The following is a 13,384-nucleotide window of genomic DNA, read 5'->3' as shown; positions in this document are numbered from 1 at the left end:
TGCGCTGTGCCGCCCGTCCTCGACGGCGGCGGGGACGGACGGACTACTGTTCCTGCGCGGCCCTTTCCCGGACCGCTTCGGCGAAGGCGTCGCCCCGCTTGTTGTAGTTCACGAACATGTCCATCGAGGCGCAGGCCGGAGCCAGCAGGACCGTATCGCCCGGGCGCGCCAGACGGGTCGCTTCCCGGACGGCCTGCGACATCGCTCCAGTGTCGGTCCGTTCGAGGTCGACGACCGGGACATCCGGGGCGTGTCGCGACAGGGCCTGACGAATCAGGGCACGGTCGGCACCCATGAGGACGGCCCCGCGCAGCCGCGGCGCGGACTTGCGCACCAGTTCGTCGAAGGTCGCGCCCTTGGCCAGCCCTCCGGCGATCCAGACGATGTGGTCGTAGGCGGCCAAGGACGCCTCGGCGGCGTGGGTGTTGGTGGCCTTGGAGTCGTCCACGTAGGCCACGCCGGACACGTCCGCGACGTGTTCGATGCGGTGGGCGTCGGGGCGGAAGGCGCGCAGCCCTTCGCGTACGGACTGGGGCCGTACGCCGAACGCGCGCGCCAGGGCCGCCGCCGCCAGGGCGTTGGCGACGTTGTGCGGCGCCGCCGGGGTCACGTCGGAGATCTCCGCGAGCTCCTGGGCCTGCTGGTGCCGCCTCTCCACGAAGGCGCGGTCGACGAGGATGCCCTCGACGACGCCCAGTTGCGAGGGGCCGGGGGTGCCCAGGGTGAAGCCGATGGCCCGGCAGCCCTCCTCGACGTCGGCCGCGCGGACCAGGTCCTCGGTGGCCGGGTCGGCGGCGTTGTAGACGCAGGCGACCCGGTTGCCCTCGTAGATACGGCCCTTGTCGGCGGCGTAGCCCTCCATGGAGCCGTGCCAGTCCAGGTGGTCGGGGGCGAGGTTGAGGACGGCCGCGGAGTGGGCGCGTACGGAGGGCGCCCAGTGGAGCTGGTAGCTGGAGAGCTCGACGGCCAGGACGTCATACGGCTCGTCGCCCAGCACCACGTCCACCAGCGGCACGCCGATGTTGCCGACGGCGGCCGTACGCAGCCCCTCGGCCTCCAGGATGGCGGCCAGCATCCGTACCGTGGTCGTCTTGCCGTTGGTGCCGGTGACGGCCAGCCAGGGGGCGGCGTCGGGGCCGCGCAGCCGCCAGGCCAGTTCGACGTCGCCCCATACGGGGACGCCGGCCTGCTCGGCGGCCAGGAACAGCGGGCTGGTGGGCTTCCATCCGGGGCTGGTGACGACCAGTTCGGTGCCCTCCGGGAGAGTGTCGCCGTCGCCGAGGCGGACGGTGACACCCAGTTCGCGCAAGGGGGCCGCCTGGGCGCGCTCGCGTTCGCCGTCACTGCCGTTGACGACGGTGACGACGGCCCCCAGGCCGGCCAGGGCGCGGGCGGCGGGGACGCCGCTCACGCCGAGGCCGGCGACGGTGACCCGCAGGCCGGAGAAGTCCTCGGTGCCGGCCGGGATCACTTGGCCGCCTGCCATCCGCCGTAGAAGAGGCCCAGGCCGACGATCACGCACATGCCCTGGATGATCCAGAATCTGACCACGACCAGGACTTCGCTCCAGCCCTTGAGTTCGAAGTGGTGCTGGAGCGGCGCCATCCTGAAGACGCGCTTGCCGGTGAGCCGGAAGGACCCGACCTGGATCACCACGGACATGGTGATCAGGACGAACAGGCCGCCGAGCACCGCGATCAGCAGTTCGGTACGGGAGCAGATGGCCAGGCCCGCCAGCGCGCCGCCCAGGGCCAGCGAGCCGGTGTCGCCCATGAAGATCTTGGCGGGCGAGGTGTTCCACCACAGGAAGCCGAAGCAGGCGCCCATCAGGGCGGAGGCGACCACCGCGAGGTCGAGCGGGTCGCGTACCTCGTAACACGCCGGTCCGGCGGTGATCGGGTTGCCGCAGGACTCCTGGTGCTGCCAGATGCCGATGAAGGTGTACGCGCCGAAGACCATCACCGAGGCGCCGGTGGCCAGGCCGTCCAGGCCGTCGGTGAGGTTCACGCCGTTGGACATCGCCAGGATCATGAACAGCGCCCAGATGACGAAGAGCACCGGGCCGATCTGCCAGCCGAAGTCCTGGGTGAAGGACAGCCGGTCGGAGGCCGGGGTCTGGCCGCGCTGGTCGGCGAACTGCAGGGAGAGCACCGCGAAGGCGATGCCGACGATGAGCTGGCCGGCCATCTTGGCCTTGGCCCGCAGACCGAGCGAACGCTGCTTGACGATCTTGATGTAGTCGTCGAGGAAGCCGACCAGTCCCATGCCCGCCATCAGGAACAGCACCAGCACACCGGAGAAGGTCGGGTCGCTGCTGGTGATGACCTTGGTCAGCGCGTACGCGATGAGCGTGGCCAGGATGAAGGCGATGCCGCCCATGGTGGGCGTACCGCGCTTGCTGTGGTGGTCCCGCGGGCCGTCGTCGCGGATGAACTGGCCGTAGCCCTTCTTGGCCAGCAGCTTGATCAGCACCGGGGTACCGATCAGGGTCAGGAAGAGCCCGATCATTCCGGAGAAGAGGATCTGCTTCATCGAGTTCATCGGGCGCCGGCCCCGCCCCGGGCGCCGGTGCCGCCCTCGCCCTCCAGCAATGCCGCGGCGACCCGCTCCAGCCCCACCGACCTGGACGCCTTCACCAGCACGACGTCTCCCGGCTGCAGCTCGCTGCGCAACAGGTCGATCGCCGCCTGCGCGTCGGACACGTGCACCGACTCCTCACCCCACGAACCCTCGTTCTTGGCGCCCATGTCGAGCCAGGCGGCTTCCCTGCCGCCGACTGCCACGAGCTTGCTGACGTTGAGCCGGACGACCAGGCGTCCGACCGCGTCGTGTTCGGCGAGTGACTCCTCGCCCAGCTCGGCCATCTCACCGAGCACCGCCCACGTACGTCCCCCGGCCTCCTGGGAGGCCTTGCCCATGGCGACGAGCGCGCGGAGCGCCGCCCGCATGGATTCGGGGTTCGCGTTGTAGGCGTCGTTGACGACCGTCACGCCGTCCGCGCGCTCGGTGACCTCCATACGCCACCGGGAGAGCGTGCCGGCTTCGGAGAGCGCCACGGCGATCTCGTCTACGGGCATGCCCGACTCGTGGGCGACGGCTGCCGCGGCGAGCGCGTTCGACACGTGGTGCTCACCGTACAGGCGCATGGTCACTTCGCTGCACCCGGAGGGTGTGTGAAGCGTGAAGGAGGGCCGTCCCTGCTCCGTGAGCCGGACATTTCCGGCGCGTACGTGGGCGTCGGCGGCCTCGCCGAACAGGACGACCCGGGCCTTGGTGCGCGCGGCCATGGCGCGTACGTAGGGGTCGTCGGCGTTCAGCACGGCCACGCCCCCCTCGTCGGCCGACGGCAGGACCTCCACCAGCTCGCCCTTGGCCTCGGCGATCTGCTCCCGGCCGCCGAACTCGCCGATGTGCGCGCTGCCGACGTTCAGGACGACACCGATCCTCGGCGGGGTCAGCCCGGCGAGGTAGCGGATGTGGCCGATGCCGCGGGCGCCCATCTCCAGGACCAGGTGCCGGGTCGTGGCGTCGGCGCGCAGCGCGGTGACCGGCAGGCCGATCTCGTTGTTGAGGTTCCCGGCGGGGCACACGGTGGGGCCCAGACGGGACAGGAGCTGGCCGATCAGGTCCTTGGTGCTGGTCTTGCCGGCCGAGCCGGTGAGCCCGACGACGTTGGTGCCCAGCCGCCCGACGACGGATCTGGCCAGCGCCCCGAGCGCGGCGACGACGTCGTCGACGACGATCGCCGGGACGCCGACGGGGCGGGTCGCCAGTACGGCCGCCGCGCCTGCCTGGACGGCGGAGCGCGCGAAGTCGTGGCCGTCGGCGCGCTCGCCGGCGAAGGCGGCGAAGAGGCTGCCGGGGCGCACCTCACGGGAGTCGAACACGACCGGCCCGGTGACCTGTCCGTCCGGGTCCGGTATGTCGTGCTGCTGCCCGCCGACGATGCTCGCGATCTCGGCGAGGGACAGGGAGATCACAGGTCACCTCCGGCCGTGGGCGCGAGACGGTGCCGGTGGAAGGGTTGTACGCGCATGGCGGTGTGTCATCCCTGGTGGTTCGGCTGCTGCTGGGAGTTGCGCTGCTGCTCGGACTCGGGCTGTGACCCGGGCCGCGGGGGCTGCCCGGACGTCGGCCGCTGTCCGGGCGCCGACGCGGCCTCGATGGCCTCACGCAGGACCAGACGGTCGTCGAAGGGGCGTACCACTCCGGCGATGTCCTGGCCCTGCTCGTGGCCCTTGCCGGCGACGAGCACGGTGTCGCCGGGCTCGGCGCGGGCTACGGCGGCGGCGATCGCGGCGGCCCGGTCCTCCTCGACCAGGACGGTGCCGCGTTCGTGGACGGGTACCTCCGCGGCGCCCGCGAGCATGGTGGCCAGGATCGCCAGGGGGTCCTCGGAGCGGGGGTTGTCGGAGGTCAGTACGGCGGTGTCGGCCAGGCGGGCGAGAGCCGCGCCCATGGGGGCGCGCTTGTGCCGGTCGCGGTCGCCGCCGCAGCCCAGCACGGCGTGGATGCGTCCCTCGGTGACCTTGCGCAGGGCGCGCAGGACCGATTCGACGGCGTCGGTCTTGTGGGCGTAGTCGACGACCGCCAGGTAGGGCTGGCCGGCGTCCACGCGCTCCAGGCGGCCGGGTACGCCGGGGACCGCGGCGACGCCGTCGGCGGCGGTCTGCGGGTCGATGCCGGCGACCACCAGGGCCGTGATGGCGGCGAGCGCGTTGGCGACGTTGAAGGGGCCGGGGATGGGCGCGGCGGCGCGTACGGACTCGCCGTTAGGGCCCAGGGCGGTGAAGGTGGAGCCGGTCGCGCCGACCTCCACGTCCGCGGCCCGCCAGTCGGCGTCCGGGTGGCCCTCGGCGGAGAAGGTGGTGACCGGGACCTCGGACACCCCGCCGGCCAGCCGCCTGCCGTACTCGTCGTCGAGGTTGACCACACCGGCGCGGCTGCGGGCGGTGGTGAAGAGCTGGGCCTTGGCCTGGAAGTAGTCCTCCATGCCGGAGTGGAACTCCATGTGCTCCGGGCTGAGGTTGTTGAAGACCGCCACGTCGAAGACGCAGCCGTCCACGCGGCCCAGGACCAGCGCGTGGCTGGAGACCTCCATGGCGACCGACCGGACGCCGCGCTCGCGCATGACCGCGAAGAGCGCCTGGAGGTCGGTGGCTTCGGGCGTGGTCCGCTCGGACTTCAGGCGCTCGTCGCCGATCCGGGACTCGACGGTGCCGATGAGGCCGGTCGGGCCGCCGCCGCTCGCGCGGGAGGCGGCGCGCAGCCCGCCTTCGATGAGGTACGCGGTGGTGGTCTTGCCGGAGGTGCCGGTGATGCCGATCTGGAGGAGGTCCGCACCCGGCTCCCCGTAGACCTGGGCGGCCAGGCCCCCCATGGAGGCGCGCGGGTCGTCCACGACCAGGAGGGGCAGACCGGTGGCGGCGGCGCGGTCGCGGCCCGCGGGGTCGGTCAGGATCGCCGCGGCGCCGAGGTCGGCGGCCTGGGCGGCGAAGTCGGCGCCGTGGAAGCGGGCGCCCGGCAGGGCCGCGTAGATGTCGCCGGGGCGGACCGCCCGCGAGTCGTGGGTGATGCCGGTGACCTGGGCCCGGGGCGCCGCGCCGCCGTCGTCGGGCTGCGCGGCTGCGGGGGCCGGGGCCGGGATGCCCAACCGCTCGGCGAGGTCCGCGAGGGGGGTGGGGCGGACCTGCTCGGGGCGGGGCGCTCCGGGGTATTTCCCGGAGGCGTCCTTGTGGGCGTGGTGGGACTGATCAGCGTGTGACACGGCGGTGAGCGTACCGGGCGCGGCGGGCCCGGGGCGAAGTGAGGGCCGCGAGCGGGAGCGGTTCCCGGGGTGGGGGGTGATGGTCGTCACGGCGGGACTGCCTCGATTTCATTCGCCGGGCTGGAAGGTGACCGGCAGGCGCGGGGGCTGGGCGCCGCTCGGCGGGACCTGGAGGGTCTTGAGCGCGAACTCCATGACCTGCTTGTAGATCGGGCCGCAGACCTGCCCGCCGAAATAGCTGCCCCGGGTGGGGTTCTGGACGGCGCAGTAGACGGTGACGCGCGGCTTGTCGGCGGGTGCGAAGCCGGCGAAGGAGGCGGTGTAGCCGCGGTAGCGGCCGGTTTCCGGGTCCACCCGGTTGGACGTGCCGGTCTTGCCGCCGACCCGGTAGCCCTCGATCTTCGCCTTGGCGCCGGTGCCCTCCTCGTCGTCGACCACCGATTCGAGCATGGTGGCCAGGGTTGCGGCGGTCTTCTCGCTGACGACGCGGCTCTTGTCCGGGCGCGGCGCGGGGGTGTAGCGGCCCTGTGGCCCGGTGGTGCCCCGTACGAGCGTGGGGGCGACGCGTACGCCGCCGTTGGCGATGGTCGAGTAGACGGAGGCGGCCTGGACGGCGTTGAGGGACAGGCCCTGCCCGAAGGGGATCGTGTACTGCTGGGAGGTGCTCCAGTTCTGCGGTTCGGCCAGGATGCCGGGGGTCTCGCCGGGGAAGCGCAGGCCGGTCGGCTTGCCGATCCCGAACTTGCGCAAATATGAATAGAGCACCGCGTTGGCGTCCTTGCGGTTGGCGCCGAGCTGTTCGGTGGCCAGGATGGTGCCGATGTTGCTGGACTTGGCCAGCACCCCGTTGAGGGTGAGGTACCAGGTGGGGTGGTCGATGTCGTCCGAGAACAGCCGGTCGCCGCGGTGCAGCCGGTTGGGGACGGTCACGCGGGTGGCGGCGGTGGCGGCGCCTTCCTCCAGGACGGCGGCCATCGACATGAGTTTGCTGGTGGAGCCGGGTTCGTAGGCGTCCGAGAGGGCGGCGTTGCCCAGGGCCGAGGCGCCGGCCTTGGAGATGTCGTTGGGGTCGAAGCCCGGGGAGTTGGCCAGGGCCAGGATCTCGCCGGTCCGGGCGTCCTGGACGACGACGTAGCCGCGGTCGGCGGCGGACTCCTCGACCTGCTTGCTGATGGCCTGCTGGGCCATCCACTGGATGTCCCGGTCCAAGGTCAGCTCGACGTTGGTGCCGGGCACGGCGGGGCGCTCCTGGGTGTCGGCGGTGGGCACCCGGCGGCCACCGGACTGGGCGTAGACCAGCTTGCCGTCCCGGCCGGCCAGTTCCCGGTCCAGCCGGGCCTCCAGGCCGCCGCCGCCCCGCCCTTCGCTGTTGACGAAGCCCAGGACGCCGGCCGCCAGGTCCTTGTTGGGGTAGACGCGTTTGCTGTGCTTGTCCGCGAAGATGCCGACCAGGACGTTGGGCCGGGGCTTGCTCTTGGGGGCCCGGGCGGCCCTGACCTCCAGGGTGTGGCGCAGGTCCTTGACGCGTTTCCAGACCTGCGGGGTGCGCTGGGCGGAGAGCCGGACGTAGCGCGAGGTGAACTTGGAGAGCTTCTTGGTCAGCGCGTCCCGGTCCTCGTCCAGGATGGGCGCGAGCAGCGCCGCGGCCTGCCGTGGGGCGTCGGGGACCTTGATCTTGTCGGGGGCCAGCAGGCTGGGGTCGGCGGTGATGTCGTACGCGTCCACGGTGGTGGCCAGGGCCACGCCGTTCCGGTCGGTGAGGGTGCCGCGCTCGGCCGCGAGCTTGACGGGGACGTAGCGGTTCTCGTTGGCCTTGGCCGCGTACGCGCCGGCGTCCACGGCCTGCACCTGGAAGAGCCGTACGACGAAGACGACCAGGACGAGCGTCAGTCCGAGGGCGACCAGGCGCAGGCGGGGGCGCGGGCTGCCCAGGCGGATGTAGGCGGTGCCGGAGGGCGGGCGGCGGCCCGGGGGCGGGTGGTGGGGCGGGGGCCGCCGGGGCGGGCGGGACGTGGGACTTTGCCCTGGTTTGCCCTACTGCCCTGCTTGCTCTGGGCCCCCTGCTTGCTCTGAGGTCCCTGCTTGCTCTGGGCCCCCTGTTTGCTCTGGGTCCCTCGGCTTGCCTGCCCGTTCCGGTTCCCCGGGTTTCCCTGGTTTCCCCGGCCGTCCCTGGAGCGGGGACCGGGGCCCTTGGCATCGGTCATGTGGTGCCCTCCGGTCCGGCCTCGGGCGGTACGGGTACGGGGACGCGTACGGGGAGCGGTCCGGCGGGTACGGGGACCCGGCCGAGGGCCTTGAGGAGGCCGCCCTCCGTCCCTGCCGGACCGCCCGGTGACGGCTGCCCGAACACGACCCGGCTCGGCTTGCCGCGTACCGTGCCGTCCGGCTCCAGGAAGGCCGGGTTGCCGCCCGGCACCATGCCCAGCCGCCGGGCGCGTTCTTCGAGGGCGCCCGGCGCCGAGTAGGCGTCGACCTCCTGTTGGAGCGCCTGGCGTTCGTCCGTCAGCTCGTTGGTCTTCTTCTCCAGCCTGCTGAGCTCGAACGAGCCCTGGTTCAGGGAGGAATTGAGCAGCAGCAGCGTGATCAGGCCGGAGCCGAGCAGCACGACGACCAGGAGGACGAAGGGCGTACGCGCCGCCGTCCCCCGGCCCGAGTGGAGCAGCCCCGTCAGGCGCCCCGCTCCGCCGCGTGTCCGCCCCGGCCCGCTCACGCGATGTCCTCGCGGATGCGCTGTGCGCCGCGCAGCCGGGCGGGGGCCGCGCGCCGGTTCCCGGCGACCTCCTCCTCCGTGGGCAGTTCGGCGCCGCGGGTCAGCAGTTTCAGGCGCGGCTGGTAGCGCTCGGGGACCACCGGCAGGCCGGGTGGCGCGGTGTTGCTCGCGCCCGCCGCGAAGACCTGCTTGACCAGGCGGTCCTCCAGGGAGTGGTAGGAGAGCACGGCGATCCGGCCGCCGACGGCCAGCGCCTTGACAGCCGCGGGAATGGCGCGCTCCACGCTGGTCAGCTCGCCGTTGACCTCGATGCGCAGGGCCTGGAACGTGCGCTTGGCGGGGTTGCCACCGGTGCGCTTGGCGGCCTGCGGCAGCGCGTCGCGGATCAGCTCGACCAGCCGGGCGCTGGTGGTGAAGGGCTCCTTGGCGCGCTCGCGTACGACCGCTTCCACGATCCGCCTGGCCTGCTTCTCCTCCCCGTAGGACCGCAGGATCCGTACGAGCTCGCCGGGCGGGTAGGTGTTGAGGACCTCGGCGGCGCTGATGCCGGTCGTCTGGTCCATGCGCATGTCCAGCGGGGCGTCCTGGGCGTAGGCGAAGCCGCGGTCGGCCTCGTCGAGCTGCATGGAGGAGACGCCGAGGTCGAAGAGGACTCCTTGGACGGAGGGGATGCCCAGACGGTCCAGGACCTCGGGCAGCTCGTCGTAGACGGCGTGTACGAGGGTCGCGCGCTCCCCATAGGGCGCCAAGCGCTCCCCGGCGAGCTTGAGCGCCGAGGGGTCGCGGTCCAGGGCGACGAGACGGGCCTGCGGGAACGCGGCGAGCAGCGCCTCGCTGTGCCCTCCGAGACCGAGCGTGCAGTCGACGACGACCGCGCCGGGCCCGGCGAGCGCGGGGGCGAGCATGTCCAGACAACGCTGGAGCATGACGGGTACGTGGCGAGTGTTGCTGCTCATGCGCCTTCCGATGGGGTGGGCGGCAGGGGGACTCCCCCGGCCGTAGGCTGGGGGATTGCCGCACGTACCGCTTGGTCCCCGCCCGCTCTGAAGGGGAAGTGGCCTCCGGCGACGGGGAAGTGCCGTCGGCAGACCGGTGGAGCGGGAGGAGGCCGAGCCGTACGTGCAGATCGCGCACGCGAGGGTCTCGGGATCCAAGGAGAGCGTCACGCCTCCCACTTCGCGCCACTTTAGTCCACTGCCTCCTGCGGTCAATCAACCGGTTCCGCGCGTCCCGAAGCGGCTTTCGACCGATTTTTGACCGGTGTGAGGCGCTCGGCGCGCAGTCGGCGCCTCCCGGGTCCGGCCGTCGGCTCCTCCGGGGTCCGGCCCGGCCCCTCACCCGCACGGCGGCGGGGCGTCCGGCTGATCCTGTGGGTTAATTCACAAGGAGTGAAGTTGACCCCTATGCCCTGTCTCACGTGCAGCAATTCAGGCCGCAGACCTTTAACGTGTGGGGTATGTCGATACCTGCGTCGCAGCCGCTGCCCCAGTCCACCGACAGCGCCGTCTCCGTCGCGCCCGAGGGCGCAACGGTCACCGATCGCCTCGTCGAAGCCAACAAGCGCTATGCCGCCGACTTCACCGACCCGGGTATGGATGCCCGTCCGGTCCTCAAGGTCGCCGTCGTGGCCTGTATGGACGCCCGACTCGACCTGCACGACGCGCTGGGCCTGGAGCTCGGCGACTGCCACACCATCCGCAACGCGGGCGGCGTGGTCACCGACGACATCATCCGCTCGCTGACCATCAGCCAGCGCGCGCTGGGCACCCGCTCGGTGGTCCTGATCCACCACACCGGGTGCGGCCTGCTCAGCCTGACCGAGGACTTCCGCCACGATCTGGCGGCGGAGGTCGGCCAGCGGCCGACCTGGGCCGTCGAGGCGTTCAAGGACCTCGACGAGGACGTGCGCCAGTCGATGGAGCGCGTACGCACCTCGCCGTTCCTGCTGCACAAGGACGATGTGCGGGGCTTCGTCTTCGACGTGACGACCGGGCTGCTGCGGGAGATCGACCCGGTCGAGGGGCGGTAGCCGGCCTGGCGGTGGGCGGCCCGGCAGTGGGCGGCCGGTCCGCGGTGGCCGGTCAGCCCCGGCCGGTCCGCGGTGCTTCGGTCCGCGGTCTTTCGGTCCGGCGGTCTTTCGGTCCGGCGGTGGCCGGCCACCGCCGGACAAGGGCCGGACGTGGGCCCGGTGACGGCCCGGGCGGGGCCGGATGAGGAGAAGACCTCCCCGAGTTATCCACAGCCCATGACGTGGAGTGGCACGGGCGGCAAGAATGCAGAGGTGACGTCGCCGCGGTCGCCGACCGGGTGCGGCGCCACTTGTGGGTGGGCCGGTCCGTACCGAGGATCCCGGCCCGGGGCGGGTGACAACCGCTCCGAAGAGCTTGGGGAAGGGCCGAGGAGGGCCGGGTGACGACCTATGACGAACCAGCGGGCCTGACCGATCTGGCTACCACGGCGGAGCGGGTGCACCGGTCGGTGGAGGCTGTGATCGAGGGCAAGCCCGAGGTCGTACGGCTCTCGCTGACCGTACTGCTCGCCGAGGGGCATCTGCTCATCGAGGACGTGCCGGGCGTGGGCAAGACCATGCTCGCCAAGGCCCTGGCGCGGTCCATCGACTGCTCGGTGCGCCGTATCCAGTTCACCCCCGACCTGCTGCCCTCGGACATCACGGGCGTGAGCGTCTTCGATCAGCAGCAGCGCGACTTCGAGTTCAAGCCCGGTGCGATCTTCGCCCAGATCGTGATCGGTGACGAGATCAACCGCGCCTCCCCCAAGACCCAGTCGGCGCTGCTGGAGTCGATGGAGGAGCGCCAGGTCACGATGGACGGGCAGACCTATGAACTGCCCAGCCCCTTCATGGTGATCGCCACCCAGAACCCGGTGGAGATGGAGGGCACCTACCCGCTGCCCGAGGCCCAGCGGGACCGCTTCATGGCCCGGGTGTCCATCGGATACCCGAGCCCGGCGGCGGAGTTGCAGATGCTGGACGTACACGGCGCGGCCTCTCCCCTGGAAGATCTGCGGCCGGTCGCCCACGCCCACGAGATCGTCAAGCTCATCGACACGGTGCGTACGGTCCATGTCTCCGAACCGGTGCGCAGATATGCCGTGGACCTGGTGGGCGCCACCCGTGACCACCCGGAGCTGCGGCTCGGCGCCTCGCCGCGCGCCACGCTGCATCTGCTGCGGGCGGCCAAGGCGTCGGCGGCGCTGGCGGGGCGGGAGTACGCCCTGCCGGACGATGTGCAGGCACTGGCGGTGGCCGTGCTGGCCCACCGGCTGCTGCCCACCGCGCAGGCGCAGTTGAACCGCCGTACGGCCGAGCAGATCGTCCTGGAGATCCTGCGGCGCACCGCGGTGCCCGATCCCTCGGCGCAGCAATGGCGGCAGCCGCCCGGACAGCAGCCGCCCGGGGTACGGGGGTTGTGATGCCGGCCGGCGGGAGCGGCAGCGCGCCGGAGCACGGCGGACTGCGGTCCGCGCTCGGCGGGCTGACGACGCGCGGCCGGTCCTTCCTGGCCGCGGGCCTCGCCGCCGCCGTGTGCTCCTACGTCCTGGGGCAGGCCGATCTGCTGCGGGTCGGCCTGCTGCTGGCGGCGCTCCCGCTGGTGTGCGTGGTGGTGCTGTACCGCACCCGCTACCGGGTCGCGGGCAGCCGTACGCTCTCCCCGGCCCGGGTGCCCGCCACGGCCGAGTCGCGGGTGCGGCTGTGCCTGGACAACATCTCCCGGCTGCCCACGGGAGTGCTGATGCTCCAGGACCGGGTGCCCTATGTCCTCGGGCCACGGCCGCGTTTCGTCCTGGACCGGGTCGAGGCCGGCGGGCGCCGTGAGGTCTCCTACCGGGTGCGTTCGGACCTGCGCGGACGCTATCCGCTGGGGCCGCTGCAACTGCGGCTGTCCGACCCCTTCGGGATGTGCGAGCTGACCCGCTCCTTCAGTACGTACGACACCCTGACGGTCGTACCGAAGGTCGAGCCGCTGCCGCCGGTGCAACTGGCCGGCGAGGCGTCCGGATACGGGGAGGGGCAGCGGCGCGCGCTGGCGCCGGCCGGCGAGGACGACATCATTCCGCGCGGCTACCGGCACGGCGACGACCTGCGGCGGATCCACTGGCGCTCGACCGCGCGGCACGGCTCGCTGATGGTCCGCCGCGAGGAGCAGCCGCAGCGGGCCCGCTGCACGGTCCTGCTGGACACCCGGCGGACGGCCTACCGGGGTGCCGGGCCCGACTCGGCCTTCGAGTGGGCGGTCGCGGGTGCCGCCTCCGCGGCGGTGCACCTGCTGGAGCGGGGCTTGGCCGTACGGTTCCTGACCGACACCGGAAACTGTGTCCCGGGTCCGGACGGCGCGAGCGGCTATACGGGCGGTGCCGGATCCGCCGAGGCGGCCGGGCTCCTGCTGGACACCCTCGCGGTCGTGGAACATTCCGACGAACCAGGCCTGGCGCGCGCGTACGACGTCCTGCGTGGGGGCAATGAAGGGCTGCTGGTCGCGTTCTTCGGGGACCTGGACGAGGAGCAGGCGGCGGTGGCCGCGCGGATGCGGCGGCGCAGCGGGACGGCGGTCGCCTTCGTCCTGGACGGCGCGACCTGGTCCACGAGGACTGCGGGCGCCCCGGGCGCGAGCGGACCGTCCGGCGGCCGGGCGGCACCGGCGGCGCGGCTGCGGATGCTGCGGGAGGCGGGCTGGACGGCGCTGCCCGTCTCCCCGGGTGACTCGCTGGCGGCACTGTGGCGGCGGACGGACCGGGCGGGGGCACCGGCGGAGCGGCTGGACGGACACGGAGCGGGTGCGGGTAGGGGTGCCGGGGTGTCACGGGACACCGGAATGACTGGTGGCGCGGCGGCCGGCCCGGGGGCAGGGGGTGCGGGGTGACCGTGAGGGTGCGGGACGCAGAGGCGC

At 72.5% G+C, this 13,384-nt stretch carries 10 protein-coding genes; 3 read left to right on the top strand and 7 right to left on the bottom strand.

All coding sequences use genetic code 11. The annotated features are described in order from the left end of the window. Positions 1-43 precede the first annotated feature (43 nt). The 7 genes from murD to rsmH all read right to left on the bottom strand — a co-directional run bounded on the left by murD (position 44) and on the right by rsmH (position 9,433). Positions 44-1,486 (bottom strand): UDP-N-acetylmuramoyl-L-alanine--D-glutamate ligase, encoded by a 1,443-nt coding sequence (gene murD, locus KGS77_RS27630; RefSeq protein ID WP_242585878.1) that lies wholly within the window; start codon positions 1,484-1,486, stop codon positions 44-46. Then, complete coding sequence (gene mraY / locus KGS77_RS27625; RefSeq protein WP_242585877.1) at positions 1,468-2,532, bottom strand: phospho-N-acetylmuramoyl-pentapeptide-transferase; 1,065 nt, start codon at positions 2,530-2,532, stop codon at positions 1,468-1,470. Before mraY ends, murD begins: the two co-directional genes overlap by 19 nt. Positions 2,533-2,537: 5 nt before the next feature. Beyond that, complete coding sequence (murF, locus tag KGS77_RS27620) at positions 2,538-3,980, bottom strand: UDP-N-acetylmuramoyl-tripeptide--D-alanyl-D-alanine ligase (protein WP_242585876.1); 1,443 nt, start codon at positions 3,978-3,980, stop codon at positions 2,538-2,540. Between the two features lie 65 nt (positions 3,981-4,045). Next, positions 4,046-5,857: a UDP-N-acetylmuramoyl-L-alanyl-D-glutamate--2,6-diaminopimelate ligase gene (locus tag KGS77_RS27615; protein ID WP_242585875.1), complete on the bottom strand. Its 1,812-nt coding sequence runs from the start codon at positions 5,855-5,857 to the stop codon at positions 4,046-4,048. Positions 5,858-5,875: 18 nt separating this feature from the next. Next, on the bottom strand, positions 5,876-7,705 hold the full coding sequence (locus tag KGS77_RS27610) for a penicillin-binding protein 2 (RefSeq protein ID WP_277994331.1): 1,830 nt from the start codon (positions 7,703-7,705) through the stop codon (positions 5,876-5,878). Positions 7,706-7,967: 262 nt separating this feature from the next. After that, positions 7,968-8,477 carry a septum formation initiator family protein gene (locus KGS77_RS27605; RefSeq protein ID WP_242585874.1) on the bottom strand — a complete coding sequence of 170 codons (510 nt, stop codon included), beginning with the start codon at positions 8,475-8,477 and terminating at the stop codon, positions 7,968-7,970. Then, the gene (gene rsmH, locus KGS77_RS27600; protein WP_242585873.1) at positions 8,474-9,433 is read right to left on the bottom strand and encodes a 16S rRNA (cytosine(1402)-N(4))-methyltransferase RsmH; all 960 of its coding nucleotides are present in this window, start codon (positions 9,431-9,433) and stop codon (positions 8,474-8,476) included. The genes KGS77_RS27605 and rsmH overlap by 4 nt, the downstream gene beginning before the upstream one ends. Before the next feature lie 500 nt (positions 9,434-9,933). Between rsmH and KGS77_RS27595 the strand changes: the two genes are divergently transcribed. From KGS77_RS27595 to KGS77_RS27585, 3 genes are all read left to right on the top strand, one after another. Continuing rightward, positions 9,934-10,506 (top strand): carbonic anhydrase, encoded by a 573-nt coding sequence (locus tag KGS77_RS27595; RefSeq protein WP_242585872.1) that lies wholly within the window; start codon positions 9,934-9,936, stop codon positions 10,504-10,506. 380 nt (positions 10,507-10,886) lie between these two features. Then, a complete protein-coding gene (locus KGS77_RS27590; protein WP_242585871.1) occupies positions 10,887-11,909 on the top strand; it encodes an AAA family ATPase in 1,023 nt (340 codons plus the stop codon). Further along, complete coding sequence (locus KGS77_RS27585; protein ID WP_242585870.1) at positions 11,909-13,357, top strand: DUF58 domain-containing protein; 1,449 nt, start codon at positions 11,909-11,911, stop codon at positions 13,355-13,357. Before KGS77_RS27590 ends, KGS77_RS27585 begins: the two co-directional genes overlap by 1 nt. Positions 13,358-13,384 lie beyond the last annotated feature (27 nt).

The organism is Streptomyces sp. MST-110588 (assembly GCF_022695595.1).
GTDB lineage: Bacteria > Actinomycetota > Actinomycetes > Streptomycetales > Streptomycetaceae > Streptomyces.
Note: the sequence above shows the minus strand (reverse complement) of the source record. Positions and strands in the feature narration are given on the sequence as shown.

Excerpts from the sequence above, each read along its gene's own strand:
- murD (WP_242585878.1), bottom strand. The coding sequence starts at position 1,486 with ATGGCAGGCGGCCAAGTGATCCCGGCCGGCACCGAGGACTTCTCCGGC.
- mraY (WP_242585877.1), bottom strand. The coding sequence starts at position 2,532 with ATGAAGCAGATCCTCTTCTCCGGAATGATCGGGCTCTTCCTGACCCTG.
- rsmH (WP_242585873.1), bottom strand. The coding sequence starts at position 9,433 with ATGAGCAGCAACACTCGCCACGTACCCGTCATGCTCCAGCGTTGTCTG.
- KGS77_RS27595 (WP_242585872.1), top strand. The coding sequence starts at position 9,934 with ATGTCGATACCTGCGTCGCAGCCGCTGCCCCAGTCCACCGACAGCGCC.
- KGS77_RS27585 (WP_242585870.1), top strand. The coding sequence starts at position 11,909 with ATGCCGGCCGGCGGGAGCGGCAGCGCGCCGGAGCACGGCGGACTGCGG.